Below are 17,906 nucleotides of genomic sequence, written 5' to 3'. Positions count from 1 at the left end.
CCGATCGGAGACACGGCCACGGGCGGCTATGCTCGGGGTGGCAACATCGCCTGGGCCCTTAGCTCAATTGGCAGAGCAGTGGACTTTTAATCCATTGGTTGTGGGTTCGAGTCCCACAGGGCCTACGGTGCGGGTGGCGGGGATACCCCGCCTGACCTGCTGCGCAGCGCCTGAGTCGGCTTCGGTCGGGTCGGGCGCTGCTTCGTTTTCGGGGCGGACGGCGGCTCATGACCATGGTCATCGACCAGTGGACCATCGCCTCCGCGCTGGTCGTGCGGTGCAGGACGACGACCCCCAGGCCGGCCCACCCGCCGCCGAACTCGCCTGGCGTCCGTGCGGGTTAGACTCCAGATCGCGGAACGCCTCGCGCCAGGGCGGGACCGACCATCCTGTCCGCCGTGCGCAGGGTGGGTCGGGGCGGCGGTCGAATGGGGGCGGCGACGCAATGGGATCAGACATGTCCGGGCTGGGGCTCTCCGCCCCTGAAGAGGCCGTGTACCGGCACTTCCTGAGGAATCCGGACACCTCCGACGACGAGATCCACACACTGCTGGGACTGGATCGGCACGAGGTGGGCGCGAGCGTGCGCCGCTTGTGCGCGCTGGGGGTGCTGAACCGCACCGGACCGGGCGCGCTCGCAGCCGCGGACCCGGAGACGACCGTGGAGCGCCTCACCGACCTGTGTCTGCGGGAGCTCCACAGGGAGCTTGCCCGGGTCACGCAGGCCCGGCACCTGGTCGCCGAGCTGCGCCAGGAGCAGCCAAGGGAGGCCGCTTCCGCTCCGCGCATCGAGCGGCTGGCGGACGTCGAGCGCATCCGCGCCCGGATCGACGACCTGGCCTTCTTCGCGCGCGAGGAGATCCTCTCGGTCGAGCCGTACGTCGAGCTGACGCCCGAGAACATCGCCCACGCCCGTCCCCTCGACCAGCGCTGCCTGCGGCGCGGCGTGCTGATCCGCAGCGTCGTGCCGCGCACGGCGCTCGACCATCCACCCACCGCCGGCTACCTGCGCGAACTCGCCTCGCAGGGCGCGCAGATCCGGGTCGCGCAGACCGTCACCGAGCGCATCCTCGTCTACGACCGCGGCATCGCCCTGGTGCCCGTGGACCCCGACGACACCGCGCGCGGCGCACTGCTCGTCCGTGAGGACGGTCTCGTCGCCAATGTGCTCGCCCTGTTCGAGAAGATCTGGAGCGAGGCGGAGCCCCTTCCGCCGCACGACGAGGACGGCGACGGCCGCGACCAGCCGACCGAGCTGGAACAGCGCGTCCTGGAATCGATGTGCCGGGTCAGCAAGGACGAGATCGGCGCCCGCGAACTCGGCATCTCCGTCCGCACCTACCGGCGCCACGTGGCCGACGTGATGCAACTGCTCGGCGCGGCGGGAAGGCCGCAGGCCGCTCTCCTGGCTCGCGAGCGCGGCTGGATCTGACCCCTCACTCGTGAGCGTCGGGCAGGGACCAGCCGCGCAGCGCGCGGTCCCGCAGGGCCGTGGCCACGGCCGCGCGTGCCGCGTCCGGACCGGCCCCGACCTGCAGCGTGATCCGGTCCGCCGACACCCGTGTGGAGCAGGGCCATTCCGGTGGCAGCAGGGCCAGCAGGCGGATCACCGTCAGGGGCGCGGCGGGCGAGTGAGCAGCCAGGCGGACGATGCGGATCTCCGCCTCGGGGCCGCCGTTCCCGCCGTTCCCGCCGCTCATGACGCTCATGACGCGGGGCCGAGAACCGGAGCCGTACGGATGCCGAACTCGTGCCGCAGGGCGGAACGCGCGGCCCAGTAGCCGGACATGCCGTGCACGCCGGGTCCGGGCGGTGTGGACGCCGAGCACAGGTACACCCCGCGCAGCGGAGTCCGGTAGGGGTCGAACCGGGGCACGGGACGCAGCAGCGACTGGGTGAGCGTGATGGCCCCCGCCAGGATGTCGCCGCCCACATAGTTCGGGTTGTACGCCTCCAAGCCCGCGGCGGTGACAGACCGTTCGGCCAGGACCGTGTCCGTGAAGCCGGGAGCGTGCCGCTCGATCGCGGCCCGGATCATCGGCAGCGGATCACGCGTGTCGCCGTTGGGCACGTGCGCGTACGCCCAGATCGGCCGCCTGCCCCGCACCTCCCGTCGGGGGTCGGTGACGGCGGGATCGACGAGCATGACGAACGGTTCGGCGGTCGGGACACCGCGCGCCGCGAGGGTCTCCTGCCGCAGCATCGTGGCCCGGCTGCCACCGAGGTGAACCGTGCCCGCGCGGCCGACCTCGGGGTCGCGCCAGGGGATCGGCGCGGAGAGAAGGAAGTCCGCCTTCGCCGCGCCGGGGCCGTACCGGAAGCGCGCCAGGGCCTTTGCGTAGCGGCCCGGCAGCCTGTCCCCGGCCAGGGCGAGGAACCCCTTCGGCGCCACGTCCAGCAGGACGGCCCGTGCGCCCTGCAGCTCCCGCACGTCGGCGACGGGCGCTCCGGTGCGGATGCGGCCGCCGTGCGCCACCAGGTCGTCGGCGAGTGCGCGGGCGATGACGCCGCTGCCGCCCTTCGGCAGCGGCCACCCCGTGCTGTGGGCGAGGTGCCCGAGCAGCAGAGCTGTCGCGCCGGAGGCGAGGCTGGGCAGCCGCCCGACCGCGTGCGCGGCCACGCCGGTGAGCAGCGCGGCCGCCTCCTCGGTCGCGAACCCGTGGAAGGGGCTGCCGTGACGCAGGACGCGCGACGCCAGCAGAGCCGGGGCGGCGAGGTCGTCGGGCCAGGACCGCTGCCCGGACAGCATGAAGTCGACGACGCCTGTGCTGTGCGCGACCAGGGGCTCCATGAGCCTGCGCCACCGGGCGCCGTCGGCGCCGAGTCCGGCACAGGTGGCCGCGAGGTCGCGCTGCGCCAGTGCGGCGGTCCCCCCGTCGAGGAGTTGGGCGTAGGCGATCGGGGGCTGGAGGAGTTCCACCCCGCGGGCGGCGAGGCCGAACTCGCGGAAGAACCGCGAGGCGGGGGCCATGGGGTGCACCGCGGCGCAGATGTCGTGCACGACCTCGCTGTCGAACAGCGCGGCGGTGCGCAGTCCGCCGCCGATGTCGTCGGCACGTTCGCGGATTTCGACGCGCAGACCGGCGCGGGCCATGGTGACCGCGGCGGCGAGTCCGTTGGGGCCGCTGCCGACGACAGCGACGTCGACGTCCGTCATCCGGTTGCCGGCCTCTCGGGAATTCCCCGGCCCTGCGGGGCCTTCCTCGCTTCGGCGAGCAGCTTCAGCCCGGCCCGGTCCGTCCGGTCGGGCCGGCCGCCGAGCCGGTGCACGACCGCCCAGGTGGTGGTGCCGGGGAAGGCCCCGGCGAAGACGGACGCGTCCCGCGTCGCTCCGTTGTGCCAGCGCAGCTCGCCCGCGCGCTGCCAGGACACCGCGGGTTCGCCCAGTGCACGGTCCACAAGCAGGCCCTTCACGAGTCCCGCCACGGCCCGGGGGGTGGCCCACAGGCCGCCCGCGGGCAGGATCGGCCCGGTCATGGTCCAGGGGGCGCGGGGCCGCCCGAACAGGCCGCGGGCGGTCAGCGTCCGGTCGGCGGGCGGGCTTGCGGTGACCTCGTCGACGCCGAGCGGTGTGAGCACGTACGTGCGCAGCAGTTCCTCGTACGTGCCGCTGCCGGCCGCTTCCAGGGCGGCGCCGAGGACGGCGTAGCCGAGGTTGGAGTACTCCTCGCCCGCGCCCGGCTCCCGCGCGGCGATCGTGTCGAGCCGCCGCAGGATCCTGTCGAACTCCTCGGAGTCGAGGGTCGCGTACGGGTCGCGGGGGTCGGTCGACGACGGCTGCGGGTGCAGGCGGGGCAGGCCCGACGTGTGGTCCGCCAACTGCCGCAGCGTGATCTCCGACCCGGCGGGAACGGCCGGAAGCCATACGGTCAGCCGGTCGTCGGGGTCGAGCTGCCCGGCGTCGGCCAGCCGTGTCAGCAGGGTTCCGGTGAGCGCCTTGGTGACGGAGCCGATCTCCACGTACGCGTCCGGGTCGTGGCCGTGCTCGGCCCGTACGGGGCCGGTGCCGGAGATCGCGCATATCGGGGCGGGGCGCAGGAACTGCCTCATCCGCCGGTCCACTTCCGCAGCAGCGCCTGACGCTCGGGCGACTTCGGGGTCGTACCGTCGGCGACCCTGCCCCACGCCGTGAGCGTCCGGGGAGACGCGCCGCCGTCGACGAACCGGGCGAGCAGTTCCTGGGAGAGTGCGAACTCTTCCTTGTCGTACGCGCCGGCGGCGGCCGAGTGGACGGCCAACTCCTCGGTACCGGACGCGGTTTCGAGCACCAGCAGCATCTCCGGCGGTTCGCCGGTGCCGCCCAGTGCCGCCGTGAGCACGATCTCCACGGCCAGCGCCAGCCGCTGCCGGGAAGCGCTGCGCACCGGGGCGCCCTCGACGGTCGCGGAGCGCAGCTCCTCCCACGTCCACACCCGGTGGCCACCGGCCGCGTCGGCCTCCACGCCCTTCTCGGTCAGCCGGACTCCGCGGCCCTCGGTGCCCGGCGGGGCACCCACGTACACCTCGTCCGCGGTGATCCAGAACAGTCCGACCATCGCCACAGTTGACTCCCGTTCGTGTTGTACGTCCCGTCCGGACGGGCGGCCCGGCCGCCTGTGCCCCGCCCGCCCGGACGATCAGCCTGCATTTTCGGCGGAGGCCGTCCGCGTCGCCGTGACGGCGGACTGTTCCGGCCATCCGGCCCGTTCCCGTACGGACGCCGCGACGCGGTCGCGGACACGTCCCGCCAGTCGGATCCCCGCGGCGAGCGGCCGGCTCAGGAAGATCAGGTCGCAGGCCACCATCGTGAGGGCGAACCCGGTGAGCCCCATGAAGAAGGCGATCGACAGGTGGAAGCCGATCGACGCCACGGCCGCCCAGGGGCGTAGCTTCGGCACGAGCACGCCCAGCGGGAAGTAGACCAGGAACAGGGTGGTGGCGTACGTGCCGGCGATCACCAGCAGGTCGTTCTCGTACACCAGCCGCGAGAATCCCGGGAGTTCGAACTCGGGGATGCGCATGATGTAGAAGAGCGCCGTGCCGTCCTGCCACAGTTTGCCCTGCACCTTGTAGAGGCCGCTGGTGACGTAGACGAGGCAGATCTGCGCCGCGATGGCGAGCACGCCCAGGTTGTGCAGTGGGGTCTGCGCGGCGCGCAGGCCGGCGGGCAGCCGGTCCTTGACCCGTCCGGCCAGGCCGCTCGGCAGGGAGAGCCGGTCGTAGCAGCGGGTGAGCATCAGCATGGGGATGACGAGGTACGCCAGGTTGTCGCCGCCGTCGAGCAGGAACTGGTCCCGCTGGTACACCGACCACAGGAACACCCAGTGCAGGGCGAGCACCGGCCGTCCTCCGACGCCCAGCGTGACCGCGAGCGCCAGCAGCATGCCGAGGTGGAAGACCAGCTCGAACCAGGCCGTCGAGGTGCTGACCGCGTAGAGGCTGAAGGTGCCCGTCTCGTCCAGGACGGTGAGGAAACGGCTCCAGGACTCGACGCCCGAGGGGCCGAAGAGATAGTGCCGGTCGGCGTACTGCGAGGCGTAGAACATGAAGCCGACGAAGCCGAGCAGGACCCGCGTGCCGGAGACTCCCAGGACGGCGAACGACGTGGAGCCGAGCCGGTCGAGCGACGTCAGCGAACGGCTCGTCCGGGCGTGCAGCCGCGCGCGAAATGAGGTGATCACCGCAGTTCGCCCACCTTCAGCCAGTCGAAGTCCTGCACCTGCACCGTGTCCTTGCCGGCCTTCGCCGGGGCGTTGCGCTTCGACCAGGGCGGCAGTTCGCGCACATACATACGGACCTGGATCCGCTGGGGATCACCGCCGCAGGCGTCGGGCATCTGGGTCAGTGAGTAACGGGAGAGGAAGCGGACCGCGTTGTCCTGCGCCTTCTGCTCCTCCGGCATCAGGCGGACCTTGCCCTCACCGTCCTTCTGGTCCTTCTGGTCTTTCGCGATGTCGTCCTTGTGCTTCTCCCGCAGCCGGTCGAGCAGCGGGTCGGTCGCGTTGATGGACTGCATCGGCGCGGAGACCAGCCGCGACATGCGGGAGGGGAAGAACCTGCTCGCCTGTGCCTTGCGCACGTAGCTGGTGGTGACGTCGTGGTAGTCGGTGACGCTCCCGTCCTGGCACTGGGCCCGGGCCAGCACGCCACGGTCGTCAGCGAGCGGGTCCGGCGCGAAGAGCATCCAGTTCTGCACGAAGTAGGGGTTCAGGTAGCCCTTCACCTTGTCGAAGTGCTGGACCTTCAACGGGGTGGCGGGGGCTTGGGAGAAGGAGGCGAGAGCGAAGTGAAGGCCCAGGAGGGCGGCGCCGCCGAGCAGCACCACCCTCCTGATCACGAGATGACTCGTCACTTGTCGAAGACCTCTTCGACGGACGGCGCGCCCTTGCTGGTGGTGTCCGCCGGGGCGGAACCGAGGCTCGCGATCCGGACCACGTTGCCGACCTGGCTGCGGATGGCCTGCGTGCCGGCCAGCGCCCTGCCGTGGACGACTGCGGCCCTGGCCACGGAGCCGACCCACTTCGGCTGCTTCACGTCGGTCTTCTGCTCGGCCGCCTGGGTGGCGGAGGCGGTCACCGACGGCGCCGCGGCCTGGGCCGGAGCCTGCATGGCGAGCAGGGCGGCGACGCCACCGAGAACCACACCGGCACCGGCAATTGCCTTCTTCACTGTTTTCTCCCGTTGTCTTTCTTCCGGTCCGTCAGTTCACTGCCAGCCGTTGACCAGCTTGCACAGCCGGTTGAAGGGCGGCGGCAGCCTGCGGTCGCCCGTGTGCTTCTTGCAGAATTTCTCGAGCGGCCGCCCCACCAGGTCGTGCGAAGCGTTTCCATGCGTTGACGCCGACAGCACGGGCCGCTGCTCCGCGGTGGCACCGGCCGTACCCGTCGACCCCCAGCCCACGGCCGCGGACACGGCCAGGACGACGATCGACCTGACGCGAACCGAATGACGCCTGGACTGCGCGTTCACTTGCTTCCCCCTTGACCTGACGGGTCGTTCTGACGAGGAAACAATGCCATCGGAACAGCAGCGTCGGGCCTGTTGCTCATGTCAGCTTCCTGCACGGGGTCCGACACTTTCCTGCCGCGCCGCTGCCCTGGGCCCGGCCCTTTCGGCACCATCGAGGGCGAGCTGGAGACTTCGCGTGAAGAGCTGACGGCGTCGTTGGAGGCCGACGACGAGCAGACCGCTCTGGATGTCGAGTCGGAGTGGCGCACGCGATTGCGTCGCACTTTGCAGGCCGACCCGGCCGCCCGCATCAGACCTACGGGCGGCTCTCGATGATGTGCTCAGCTCTGGCAGGCGCACCCCGATGCGCTCTTGGCTTCCGTGACGGTCCTGGTGGGGTCGGCTGAGGTCTCGGAGGGGGTGCAGCAGGAATTGACGCCGCAGCACGCGCCGTGCGAAGTCCTCGCCTCGGAGGCGGTGTCGGGGGCCGCGGGCTTGGTGGCACGGATGATGGCGGAGTGCATGCCGTCCGCGACGGGGTGCGTCGGTGTGATGTCGATGCCGGTGAAGCCGGCGGCTTCGAGGCCGGCGCGGTACTCGGCGAAGGACAGCGCGCCGGCGATGCAGCCGACGTAGTCGCCGCGCTCTGCCCGCTCGTCGGTGGTGAGGGTGTCGTCGGCGACGACGTCCGAGACGCCGATACGGCCGCCGGGCCTCAGGACACGGAAGGTCTCGGCGAAGACGGCGGGCTTGTCGACGGACAGGTTGATCACACAGTTGGAGATCACGACGTCGATGGTGTCGGCGGGCAGTGGAATGGCCTCGATGGTGCCCTTGAGGAATTCCACGTTGGTGGCGCCGGCCTGCTCGGCGTTGGCCAGGGCGAGGGCGAGCATCTCGTCGGTCATGTCCAAGCCGTACGCCTTGCCGGTCGGACCGACGCGGCGGGCGGAGAGCAGGACGTCGATGCCGCCACCGGAGCCGAGATCCAGGACGCGTTCGCCCTCGCGGAGTTCGGCGACGGCGGTGGGGTTGCCGCAGCCTAGGGAGGCGGCCAGGGCCTCGGCGGGCAGGGTGTCGCGCTCGTCGGCGGCGTAGAGGGTGGAGCCGAAGTTGTCGTCGACCTCGACGGGCTCGGGCCCGCAACAGGCGGTGCCGCCCTCGGTGACCTTCATGGCTGCTGCGGCGTACCGCCGGCGAACGGTTTCGCGCAGGTCGGTGGACTGCTTGCTCATCACTTCGCTCCTGGATGACGGGGCATGGCGGTGCCCGGATCGGCCTGTATTGAAGTTCTTTGATGCAAGCTTGCGCCTTGGATCGAGAAACGTCAACATAGAGGCATGTCGAAACAAGAGCTTGAGGTGATCGGCCAGGGCGCCGCGTGCTGCCCGGGCCTGGCCGCCGCGCCGCTGGATGAGGAACAAGCCACGGAGCTGGCGAAAGTCTTCAAGGCCCTGGGCGACCCGGTCCGGCTGCGGCTGATGTCGATGATCGCCTCGCGCGGGGAGGGTGGCGAGGTCTGCGTGTGCGAGCTGACGCCGGCCTTCGAGCTGTCCCAGCCGACGATCTCCCACCACCTCAAGCTGTTGCGGCAGGCCGGGCTCATCGACTGCGAGCGGCGCGGGACCTGGGTCTACTACTGGGTGCTCCCGGGCGTCCTGGACAAGCTCGCCGGGTTTCTGACGACAACGACACCGACAACGACACCGACAACGACACGGCAGACCGCGGGGGTGTCGGCGTGACCGCGTCCCTCGGTCGTCGTGTCGCCGCCGAGGCGGTGGGGACCGGGTTGCTGGTGACCGTGGTGGTGGGCTCCGGCATCCAGGCGACCGAGCTGTCCCAGGACGTCGGTGTGCAGCTGCTGGCCAACTCGCTGGCCACGGTCTTCGGCCTGGGCGTGCTGATCACGCTGCTGGGGCCGGTGTCCGGCGCGCACTTCAACCCCGCCGTCACCCTGGCCGCCTGGTTCACCGGCCGCCGCACCGGCGCCGGGCCGAGCCTTCGGGAGGTCGCCGCGTACGTTCTGGCGCAGGTGGCCGGGGCGATCGGCGGCGCGGTGCTGGCCGACGCCATGTTCGGCGTGCCGCTGGTGAGGTTCTCCACCCACGACCGGTCCGCCGGCCACTTGTGGCTGGGTGAGGTCATCGCCACGGGTGGGCTGATCCTGCTCATATTCGGCTTGGAGCGCGTCGGTCGGGCCTACCTGGCCCCGGCAGCCGTGGCCTCCTACATCGGGGCCGCCTACTGGTTCACCTCCTCCACGTCCTTCGCGAATCCCGCCGTCACCATCGGCCGCGCCTTCACCGACACCTTCGCGGGGATCGCCCCTGCCTCCGTCGCCCCGTTCATCGCGGCACAACTGCTCGGCGCCGTACTCGGGTTGGCCGCCGTAGCAGTCGTGTACGGACGTCCTGCTCGCCCGGCGGACGACGTCGTCGTCCCGCACGGCAAACCCGAACTCGCCTCCTCCTGACCGCCACGCCACCACCCGCAAGGACACCTGCCATGAGCACTGCCGCCCCGCGCCCGTCCGTCCTGTTCGTCTGCGTCCACAACGCCGGCCGCTCCCAGATGGGCGCCGCCTTCCTCACCCACCTCGGCGGTGACCGGGTCGAGGTCCGCTCGGCCGGCTCCGCTCCCGCCGACGCGGTCAACCCGGCCGTGGTCGAGGCCATGGCGGAAGTGGGGATCGACGTCTCCGCCGAGACGCCGAAGATCCTCACCACCGAGGCCGTACAGTCCTCGGACGTCGTCATCACGATGGGCTGCGGGGACAGCTGTCCGATCTTTCCGGGCAAGCGGTACCTGGACTGGCAGCTCGAAGATCCGGCCGGTCAGGGGGTGGACGCCGTGCGGCCGATCCGGGCTGAGATCGAGCGGCGAGTGCGCGATCTGCTGGCCGAGTTGGGGATTCCGGCGGCATCCGCCTGAGCCGAGGACGAGGGTGCACCCGGGTGTGAGTGTTGGGCGATGACCTCGCCGCACACGATTGCACCGGCGGCACCCTGCGGCACCGGCCTCAGCTGTGATCCTCGCCCGGCCGCCAGGAGGTACCGGTCTCGCGTTCGAAGACCGGCCGCACATTGACGGTGTCGTACACGATGCGCAGGGTGGCGATACGGCCGTCCTCGCTGAGTTCGGCCAGGTCCACCACGTCGAACGGGGCGGCTGCCCCCGAGGGCAGGCGCCAGTCGAAGTGGAACCAGAAGGCGATCAGCCTGGCGCCCTGCTGGGTACGGCCATTCGTCACGCCGAGCAGCGTCAGACGCGAGCGGCTCGTGTCGGCGAAGAGTTCGGGGTAGAACTCGGTGGCCGGCTTGGGGCCGTAGAGCGGTGAGTGCACGATCGCGCCGGGCGCGAACAGCTCCAGTACCGCCTCGGCATCCGCACGTTCCAGGCCGGCCAGGTAGGCCGACACAAGCTCATCAGCAGTCACGCTCACTTACCTCGAGTCTGAGAGATTCTGCTCCCGCCCCGCCCCCGTAGGCAGACGGACTCGGCGCCGGGCTGGTGGGCCCGGCGCCGAGACTTGTTGTGCTGAACTGGGACGACTAGTGGTGACAACTCGAGCCGGTGTGGTTGATTTGCCCGCCGGCGTTGCCTTCACCATTCAGGATGTTGCCCGCAATTCCGTTCGCGATGCCGACCTGGCCGAGGATGTCAAGGTTGAAGTCGTGGGACTTGCACCCTCCGTGGCCATGGCCGTCGTATGCGGTGGCGGTGCCGGTGGCTATGAAGGTGAAGCTCCCCAGCATCGCGGCCGCGACAGCGGCCTTCTGAAGCTTGCGCATTGCTCCTCCTTGGGTTGGTTGGAGCGCACCATTGATAGATCCACTTTGCGCTCATATGGGAGGCTAATCCGATATCTCCCACAGTGCTCACCGGAGCTGCCATATGGGGGTCCTGAGGGGCAATCGGGTGTGACGGGGTCTCAATGTCCGCAGCCTTGGGTCGACTTCGGTCCCGCACAGGATTCTCACGGTATGGCTTGCACCTATCCGTGAGAAGCGGTTAGCTGTGCCTCACGGATACATCAACCACCAACCGTGAGGTCTGACGAATGGTCACCAACCGCACCACCAGCGAGCAGGTCTCCGTCCCCGTCCGCGTCTTCGGCGGCCCGACCGCCCTCATCGAGTACGGCGGTCTGCGCCTCCTCACCGACCCCACCTTCGACGCCCCCGGCGACTACCCGCTGGGTGGCGGCCGCGCCCTGACCAAGACCGCCGCCGCATCCGCCTCGCCCGCCGAGCTCGGGCCGATCGACGTGGTTCTGCTCTCGCACGACGAGCACCCCGACAACCTCGACGTCTCCGGCCGTGCGCTGCTCTCCGAGGTGCCGTTGACCTTGACCACGCCAAGTGGCGCCAGGCGGCTGGGCGGTGCCGCTCGGGGACTGGGGGACTGGGAGTCCGTGACCGTGGACCGGCCCGGTGGGGGCACGATCACCGTGACCGGGGTGCCCGCACTGCACGGCCCGGGGGAGCGGGAGGAACTCGAAGCGGTCGTCGGTCAGGTCGTCGGCTTCGTGCTGACCGGGGACGGTCTGCCCACGGTGTACGTCAGCGGCGACAACGCCCAGCTCGGGCCGGTCAAGGAGATCGCCGACCGGTTCGGGCCGGTGGACACCGCCGTCCTCTTCGCCGGCGCCGCCCGCACGGCCGTGCTCGACCGCCGGTTGCTCACCCTCGACAGTGCCCGGGCCGTGGAGGCCGCCCAGATCCTCGGGGCGCGTCGGATCGTCCCCGTCCACTTCGACAGTTGGGCCCACTTCACCGAGGGCCGCGACGAGCTGGTGGCCGCGTTCACCGAGGCGGGGCTGATCGACCGGGTCCAGCTGGGCTGACGGGCCCTCGGGGAGTCGTCACCGGCCCGCCTCACAGGAATGTCACAGCCTGGCCCGATAAGTCCCCCGTGACGCATGGCGAGTTTGTGCCAGTCGGCGATCTCCGCTCGCTGAACTATCAACAGAAATCGGTCCCTTGAGGGAAGCTGGGCGATCATCCGGGATCACATTCCGGACCGCGGCGGTCGAAGGTGCTCGATACGGCCGCCGACGTCTACGTTCCTTCAGCACCAGGGATCACCATGCCCACCACCCCCCACCCGGCCCCGATACCGGGCGCGACACGCGTCGCCCGTATCGCCGTGGCCGCGGGCCTCGTCGCCGCGCTCTCCGCGGCAGGGCCCATACCCCTCGCCCTCGCCGCGGACGGCTCACCCGCCACCGCGGCCGACCCCGGCGTCAAGTCCGCGCACGACAAGCTCGGTTCGGACGACGCCGACCTCCTCGCGGAGGCCAAGGCACAGCGCGACAAGACCGTCACGATGATGATCGCCACGGCGCCCGGGCAGACCGAGAAGGTCGCCGCGGAGCTGGACGCGATCAAGGGCGGCTCCGTGGGCCGTACGTACGACAAGCTCGGCTACGTACGGGCCACGGTGCCGACCGCCAAGGCGGACTCGGCCATCGCGGCCGCCGCGAAGCTCTCCTCCGTGCAGGCCATCGACCTGCGGAACGAAATACCCCTGGAGGAGCCGAGCCTCGACAGCGGCAGCAAGGCGGGTGCGTCCGCGGCCACCTACCCCGGCCCGGACAAGAGCACCCCCGCGAAGAACCCGTACAACCCGTCCTTCGAGACGGGCGCCGTCGACTTCGTGAAGAAGAACCCGAAGGCCGACGGGCGCGGGGTCACCATCGGCGTCCTCGACACCGGTGTCGACCTCGCTAGCCCCGCGCTGCAGAAGACGACGACCGGTGAGCGCAAGATCGTCGACTGGGTGACCGCCACCGACCCCATCGTCGACGGCGACGGCACCTGGCGGGCGATGACCACCTCCGTCTCCGGGCCGGCCTTCACCTACGGCGGCAAGAGCTGGAAGGCGCCCGAGGGCTCGCACCTGATCAGCACCTTCCGCGAGGCCGTCACCAACCAGGGCAAGGTCACGGACGGCGACGCCGACGGTGACGTCAACCGCGACGGCGACACCACCGACGACTGGGGTGTGCTGTACGACCCGGCCGCCGGGACCGTGACCGTCGACGTCGACGACAACGGTGACTTCACCGACGACACGCCGATGAAGCCCTACAAGGACGGGCATCAGGTCGGCCACTTCGGCACGGACGACCCGGCCACCGACATCCCCGAGACGCAGGACTTCGTCGTGGAGGTCCGCAAGGACGTCCCGATGGACCCGCTGGGCGGCGACTGGGTCGGCAAGAAGGCCGACTTCGTCAACATCGGCCTCACCGCCGGTTCGCACGGCAGCCACGTGGCCGGCATCACCGCCGCCAACGGCATGTTCGGCGGCAAGATGAACGGTGCCGCCCCCGGCGCGAAGATCGTCTCCGCGCGGGCCTGCATCTTCGGCCCGGGCTGCTCGAACGTCGCGCTCACCGAGGGCATGATCGACCTCGTCGTCAACCGTGGCGTCGACGTCGTCAACATGTCCATCGGCGGCCTGCCCCCGCTGAACGACGGCAACAACGCCCGCGCCGAGCTCTACACGCGGCTCATCGACACCTACGGCGTCCAGCTCGTCATCTCCGCCGGCAACTCCGGCCCCGGCGCCAACACCATCGGCGACCCGGGCCTGGCCGACAAGGTCATCTCGGTCGGCGCCGGCGTCTCCAAGGAGACCTTCGCCGCCAACTACGGCAGTGGCGTGGCGAACAAGTACCAGCTGTTCAACTTCTCCTCGCGCGGCCCGCGTGAGGACGGCGGCTTCACCCCGACCGTCGTCGCCCCCGGCTCCGCCGTGAGCACGATCCCGGCCTGGATGCCCGGCTCGCCGATCGCCGAGGCGGGCTGGCAGCTGCCCGCCGGCTACGCCATGTACAACGGCACCTCGATGGCGTCCCCGCAGACGGCGGGCGCGAGCGCGCTGCTGCTGAGCGCCGCCAAGCAGCGGGGCATCAAGCTGACGCCCGAGAAGCTGCGCACCGCTCTCACCTCGACGGCCCACCACATCGAGGGACTCCAGGCGTACGAGGAGGGTGCCGGCCTCATCGACGTCGGCGACGCCTGGAAGGCCGTCAAGGCGGGCGCCACCGCCCATGACTACGCCGTGAAGGCCCCGGTCGACACCGCGCTCGACCAGGCGCTGAAGACCCCGGGCTTCGGCACGGGCATCTACGACCGTGAGGGCGGCCTCAAGGCCGGCCAGAAGAAGACGTACGACGTCACCATCACCCGTACGTCCGGCCCCGCCGGCTCGCTCCCGCACACCCTGCGCCTGGCGAACAACAAGGCGCGCACCTTCTCGATCGTGGGCCCGAAGGTCGTCGACCTGCCGCTGAACAAGGCGGTGACCGTCAAGGTCCAGGCCGCGCCGAAGCACGCGGGCATCAAGAGCGCGATCCTTCAGGCCGACGACCCGAGGACGGTGGGCGTCGACAAGCAGATCCTGAACACCGTCGTGGTCTCCACGCCGGTCCAGCACACCTTCACCGCCTCGGGCTCGGTGCAGCGCAACAACTTCAAGTCGTACTTCGTGACCGTCCCGGAGGGCACCAAGTCGCTCCAGGTCACGCTGGGCGGGCTGAAGGAGGGCAGCCGGACGCTGTTCAGCGCCATCAGCCCGTACGGCACCCCGGTCGCCGACAACGACCCCACCACGACGGACATCGCCTCCTACGAGGACCCGCTGCCCGGCGTCTGGGAGATCGAGGTCGACGCGCGCCGCACGTCGGCACTGCTGGACAACCCGTACAAGCTGAACGCCACCGTGTACGGCGCGTCCTTCGACCCGGCGTCCGTGACCGTGCCGGAGGCCAAGGTCGGTACTCCGGTCGCCGCCTCCTGGACGGTGACCAACAAGCTGGCGGCCGTGGAGGGCAAGCTCAAGGGCGGCGCGCTCGGCTCGTCGAAGACCGCGCGGCCGACCATCGCCGACGGTGAGACGCAGACCAGCACCATCGAGGTGCCCGAGGGCACCACGTCGCTGGACGTCGCCATCGGCAAGGTCTCCGACCTGGCCTCCGACCTCGACCTGAACGTGTACGACGCCGAGGGCAACCTCGTCGGCCAGTCCGCGGACGGCGACTCCGAGGAGGCCGTCTCCATCGCCGACCCGGCCGCCGGCAAGTACACCGTCGAGGTCGTCGGCTTCGAGGTGCCGTCCGGCAAGACCGAGTTCGACTACCGGGACGCGTTCTTCTCCTCCGCGCTCGGCTCGGTCACCGTCGACGAGTCGACGCCGGTGAAGCTGGGCACGGGCGACTCGGCGAAGGTGACGGCGAGCGTCACGGTCGCGCGGGCCGTGCCCGAGGGCCGGCAGCTCTTCGGCGAGGTACGGCTGGTGGACACGCGCGGGACGACCGCGGGTGTCGGCGGGGTGACGATCGAGAAGGTCACGCCGTAGTCGTACTCGTAGTCGTAGTTAGTCGTGGTCGTATGACGCATGGCTGAGGGGCGGGTGTCCGATCCGGACACCCGCCCCTTTCCCGTTGCCCTCACTCAGCCCACGCTGAGCCCTGCCAGGTCCCCCAGCGGCAGCGTGTGCTGGGTCTGCAGGACCTTCGCGCGCAGGTAGCGGACGTTGTCCGGGGTGGCGAAGACGCCGGTGGGGACGCGGCCCTGGACCTCGATGCCGAGGGCGCGCAACTGGTCGGCCTTGTCGGGGTTGTTGGAGAGCAGGTCCAGTTCGCCGATGCCGAGGGCGGTGAGCATCTGGGCGGCCGCCGTGTAGTCGCGGGCGTCCTCGGGCAGGCCCAGGGCGGCGTTGGCGGCGTAGGTGTCGAGGCCCTGGTCCTGGAGGGCGTACGCGTCCAGCTTGTTGTAGAGCCCGATGCCGCGGCCCTCCTGACGCAGGTACAGCAGCACGCCACCGCGCTCGGCGATGCGCTCGACGGCCTCGCGCAGCTGGGGGCCGCAGTCGCAGCGGGCCGAGCCGAAGACGTCGCCGGTCAGGCACTCGGAGTGCAGCCGGACCAGCGGGGTGCTGCCGGGGGCCGGGTCGCCGAGGACGACGGCCACGTGCTCCTGGCCGTCGGTCAGGCCGTGGAAGGTGACCAGCTCGGCGTCTACGGAGTAACCGTCGTGGAAGCGCAGCGGGACCCGGACACGGGCGCGCTGGGTGGCGGCGGCGGTGAAGTCGGGCATGCGGGTTCTCCGGGTTCCGTACGTGGGTCAGCTGCTTCAGATTTGAAGCAGCTCCTCGGTCCAGGACCCTACCCCATGCTTTAAATTTGAAGCAACAAGTTTGTCACGCAGGTCACGAACAGGACTTGGAGGAGCGCCGCCGCCACGGCACCTCATCCGCGGTGGCGTGTGCGCTGTCCCCTTGGAACCCCTCGCCGACCGCGGTGAAGATCTCCTCCAGCTGCCCGACCTGCTCCGGGCTCAGCCGGTCGAAGAGCAGTGACCGTACGGTTTCGACATGGCCCGGGGCCGCGCGCTCCAGGACCCGCATCCCCTCGTCGGTGAGGGCTGCCACGCTGCCCCGCTTGTCCCAGCGGCAGTCCTCGCGCCGCACCAGGCCGTCCTTCTCCAGGCGGGTCACGGCGTACGTCAGCCGGCTGCGGGTGATCTTCAGCCGTTCCGCGAGATCGGTCATCCTCAGGCGGCGTTCCGGGGACTCGGACAGGGTGGAGAGGATGGAGTAGTACATGTGAGGCATGCCGGCCTCCTGCTGGAGCTGCCGGTCCAGCGCGTCCTCGACGAGGAGGACGGCGCCGATGTACGCGCGCCAGGCGCGTTGCTCCTCGGGGGTGAGCCAGCGAGTCGTCATACGGCCAGTGTAGTTTTGTTTCAAACTTGAACCAAGCCCCGCCTTGTCACAGTCTCACTCCGGCTCCGAAAGGGAGCGCGCCCATGTCCCCGTCGTACCCCTACGTCCTGCTGTCCGCCGCGGTCTCGCTGGACGGCTACCTCGACGACACCACCCCCGAGCGCCTGCTGCTGTCCAGCCCGGCCGACTTCGACCGGGTCGACGAGGTACGGGCGTCAGTGGACGCGATCCTCATCGGCGCCGGCACCATCCGGGCGGACAATCCGCGGCTGCTGGTGAACTCGGCCGAGCGGCGGGCCGCGCGGGTGGCGGCCGGGAAGCCGGAGTATCCACTGAAGGTCACGGTCAGCGCGTCCGGCGAGCTGGATCCCACGGCGAACTTCTGGCACACGGGCGGCGAGAAGGTCGTCTACACGACCGAGAAGGGCGCGGAGCGGCTGCGACGGACGCCGGTCGCGGCGGACGTGGTCGCACTGGGCGCCGAGCTGGACTGGCGGGGGCTGCTGGAGCACCTGCGCGAGGTGCGCGGCGTCGAGCGGCTGATGGTCGAGGGCGGCGGCACGATCCACACCCAGCTACTTCAGCAGGGGCTCGCGGACGAGGTGCAGCTGGTGCTGGCGCCGCTGTTCGTGGGGGACCCGGACGCACCGCGGCTGTTCGGGCCGGGTGGGTATCAGAGCGGCCGGCTGCGGCTGCTGGAGACACGGCGGATCGAGGACGTCGTCCTGATGCGCTACGAGCCGACGGCACCCGGCGCCGGTGTCCTTCCCGCCGCCGCGGATCGGCACTGGCTGGCCCTGGCGTGTGACCTGGCGGCGCAGTGCCCGCCGTCGGAGACGGCCTTCAGCGTCGGAGCGGTGGTGGTGGCGGCCGACGGGACCGAGCTGGCGCGCGGGTACTCCAGGGAGGGCGACGATCCCGTGGCGCACGCGGAGGAGGCGGCACTCGCGAAGGTCGCGGCCGACGATCCGAGGCTGGCGTCGGCCACGGTGTACAGCAGCCTGGAGCCGTGTACCCGGCGGGCCTCTCGGCCGGCGCCCTGTGCGCGGCTGATCCTGGCGGCGGGGGTGCGTCGGGTGGTGACGGCCTGGCGGGAGCCGGACACGTTCGTGGTGGCGGCCGACGGGAGTGGGCTGCTGGCGGGGGAGGGGGTGGATGTCCTGGTCCTGCCGGAGTACGAGGAACGGGCAAAGGCCCCGAATAGTCACCTTCTGCCGTGACGCCGGGAAAGGCGTGTGCTT

Annotated in this window: 20 protein-coding genes and 1 tRNA gene; 8 read left to right on the top strand and 13 right to left on the bottom strand. The window is 70.6% G+C overall.

The annotated features are described in order from the left end of the window. The first annotated feature begins 52 nt into the window (after window positions 1-52). Together EHO50_RS35565 and EHO50_RS35560 are read left to right on the top strand one after the other, a co-directional pair. A tRNA-Lys gene (locus tag EHO50_RS35565) sits at window positions 53-125 on the top strand. A gap of 332 nt (window positions 126-457) precedes the next feature. Further along, window positions 458-1,432, top strand: coding sequence for a helix-turn-helix transcriptional regulator (locus EHO50_RS35560; protein WP_128435373.1), 975 nt, complete (start codon window positions 458-460; stop codon window positions 1,430-1,432). 4 nt (window positions 1,433-1,436) lie between these two features. Here the strand turns inward: EHO50_RS35560 and EHO50_RS35555 are convergent, their stop codons facing one another. The 9 genes from EHO50_RS35555 to arsM all read right to left on the bottom strand — a co-directional run bounded on the left by EHO50_RS35555 (window position 1,437) and on the right by arsM (window position 8,162). Continuing rightward, complete coding sequence (locus EHO50_RS35555; RefSeq protein WP_246101726.1) at window positions 1,437-1,700, bottom strand: hypothetical protein; 264 nt, start codon at window positions 1,698-1,700, stop codon at window positions 1,437-1,439. 5 nt (window positions 1,701-1,705) lie between these two features. Beyond that, window positions 1,706-3,157, bottom strand: coding sequence for a phytoene desaturase family protein (locus EHO50_RS35550; RefSeq protein WP_128435372.1), 1,452 nt, complete (start codon window positions 3,155-3,157; stop codon window positions 1,706-1,708). Beyond that, entirely contained in the window at window positions 3,154-4,050 is an 897-nt protein-coding gene (locus EHO50_RS35545; RefSeq protein WP_128435371.1) for a serine hydrolase domain-containing protein, read from the bottom strand. The genes EHO50_RS35550 and EHO50_RS35545 overlap by 4 nt, the downstream gene beginning before the upstream one ends. Further along, window positions 4,047-4,541, bottom strand: coding sequence for a hypothetical protein (locus tag EHO50_RS35540; RefSeq protein ID WP_128435370.1), 495 nt, complete (start codon window positions 4,539-4,541; stop codon window positions 4,047-4,049). The genes EHO50_RS35545 and EHO50_RS35540 overlap by 4 nt, the downstream gene beginning before the upstream one ends. Before the next feature lie 75 nt (window positions 4,542-4,616). After that, complete coding sequence (locus tag EHO50_RS35535; protein ID WP_246101724.1) at window positions 4,617-5,660, bottom strand: HTTM domain-containing protein; 1,044 nt, start codon at window positions 5,658-5,660, stop codon at window positions 4,617-4,619. Continuing rightward, window positions 5,657-6,331, bottom strand: a complete 675-nt coding sequence (locus EHO50_RS35530) for a DUF5819 family protein (RefSeq protein ID WP_128435369.1) — start codon at window positions 6,329-6,331, stop codon at window positions 5,657-5,659. The genes EHO50_RS35535 and EHO50_RS35530 overlap by 4 nt, the downstream gene beginning before the upstream one ends. Continuing rightward, window positions 6,328-6,648, bottom strand: a complete 321-nt coding sequence (locus EHO50_RS35525) for a hypothetical protein (RefSeq protein ID WP_128435368.1) — start codon at window positions 6,646-6,648, stop codon at window positions 6,328-6,330. The genes EHO50_RS35530 and EHO50_RS35525 overlap by 4 nt, the downstream gene beginning before the upstream one ends. Window positions 6,649-6,684: 36 nt before the next feature. Continuing rightward, complete coding sequence (locus tag EHO50_RS35520) at window positions 6,685-6,948, bottom strand: hypothetical protein (protein ID WP_128435367.1); 264 nt, start codon at window positions 6,946-6,948, stop codon at window positions 6,685-6,687. Between the two features lie 320 nt (window positions 6,949-7,268). After that, window positions 7,269-8,162, bottom strand: a complete 894-nt coding sequence (arsM, locus tag EHO50_RS35510) for an arsenite methyltransferase (RefSeq protein ID WP_128435365.1) — start codon at window positions 8,160-8,162, stop codon at window positions 7,269-7,271. 105 nt (window positions 8,163-8,267) lie between these two features. On the opposite strand from arsM, the gene EHO50_RS35505 reads away from it, so the two are divergent. The 3 genes from EHO50_RS35505 to EHO50_RS35495 are packed head-to-tail and all read left to right on the top strand — an operon-like array spanning window position 8,268 to window position 9,861. After that, complete coding sequence (locus EHO50_RS35505; protein ID WP_128435364.1) at window positions 8,268-8,672, top strand: ArsR/SmtB family transcription factor; 405 nt, start codon at window positions 8,268-8,270, stop codon at window positions 8,670-8,672. After that, window positions 8,669-9,403, top strand: coding sequence for an aquaporin (locus tag EHO50_RS35500; protein WP_128435363.1), 735 nt, complete (start codon window positions 8,669-8,671; stop codon window positions 9,401-9,403). The genes EHO50_RS35505 and EHO50_RS35500 overlap by 4 nt, the downstream gene beginning before the upstream one ends. 32 nt (window positions 9,404-9,435) lie before the next feature. After that, complete coding sequence (locus tag EHO50_RS35495; protein WP_128435362.1) at window positions 9,436-9,861, top strand: arsenate reductase ArsC; 426 nt, start codon at window positions 9,436-9,438, stop codon at window positions 9,859-9,861. Between the two features lie 88 nt (window positions 9,862-9,949). Here EHO50_RS35495 and EHO50_RS35490 read toward each other — a convergent pair whose 3' ends face one another. Next, window positions 9,950-10,366, bottom strand: coding sequence for a nuclear transport factor 2 family protein (locus tag EHO50_RS35490; RefSeq protein ID WP_128435361.1), 417 nt, complete (start codon window positions 10,364-10,366; stop codon window positions 9,950-9,952). Between the two features lie 115 nt (window positions 10,367-10,481). Further along, window positions 10,482-10,721, bottom strand: a complete 240-nt coding sequence (locus EHO50_RS35485) for a hypothetical protein (protein ID WP_128435360.1) — start codon at window positions 10,719-10,721, stop codon at window positions 10,482-10,484. 269 nt (window positions 10,722-10,990) lie between these two features. Here EHO50_RS35485 and EHO50_RS35480 point away from each other — a divergent pair, with 269 nt between their 5' ends. Together EHO50_RS35480 and EHO50_RS35475 are read left to right on the top strand one after the other, a co-directional pair. Beyond that, complete coding sequence (locus EHO50_RS35480) at window positions 10,991-11,776, top strand: MBL fold metallo-hydrolase (RefSeq protein ID WP_128435359.1); 786 nt, start codon at window positions 10,991-10,993, stop codon at window positions 11,774-11,776. A 242-nt stretch (window positions 11,777-12,018) separates the two neighbouring features. Then, window positions 12,019-15,297, top strand: coding sequence for a S8 family serine peptidase (locus tag EHO50_RS35475; protein ID WP_128435358.1), 3,279 nt, complete (start codon window positions 12,019-12,021; stop codon window positions 15,295-15,297). Between the two features lie 95 nt (window positions 15,298-15,392). Here the strand turns inward: EHO50_RS35475 and EHO50_RS35470 are convergent, their stop codons facing one another. Together EHO50_RS35470 and EHO50_RS35465 are read right to left on the bottom strand one after the other, a co-directional pair. Continuing rightward, on the bottom strand, window positions 15,393-16,037 hold the full coding sequence (locus tag EHO50_RS35470; protein WP_128435357.1) for a GTP cyclohydrolase II: 645 nt from the start codon (window positions 16,035-16,037) through the stop codon (window positions 15,393-15,395). A 112-nt stretch (window positions 16,038-16,149) separates the two neighbouring features. Next, the gene (locus EHO50_RS35465; protein WP_128435356.1) at window positions 16,150-16,665 is read right to left on the bottom strand and encodes a MarR family winged helix-turn-helix transcriptional regulator; all 516 of its coding nucleotides are present in this window, start codon (window positions 16,663-16,665) and stop codon (window positions 16,150-16,152) included. An 83-nt stretch (window positions 16,666-16,748) separates the two neighbouring features. On the opposite strand from EHO50_RS35465, the gene EHO50_RS35460 reads away from it, so the two are divergent. Continuing rightward, entirely contained in the window at window positions 16,749-17,885 is a 1,137-nt protein-coding gene (locus EHO50_RS35460; RefSeq protein ID WP_128435355.1) for a dihydrofolate reductase family protein, read from the top strand. Window positions 17,886-17,906: the final 21 nt, after the last annotated feature.

It is taken from the genome of Streptomyces cyaneus (assembly GCF_004028635.1).
Lineage (GTDB): Bacteria > Actinomycetota > Actinomycetes > Streptomycetales > Streptomycetaceae > Streptomyces > Streptomyces cyaneus.
This window is presented reverse-complemented; position numbering and strand designations above follow the sequence as displayed.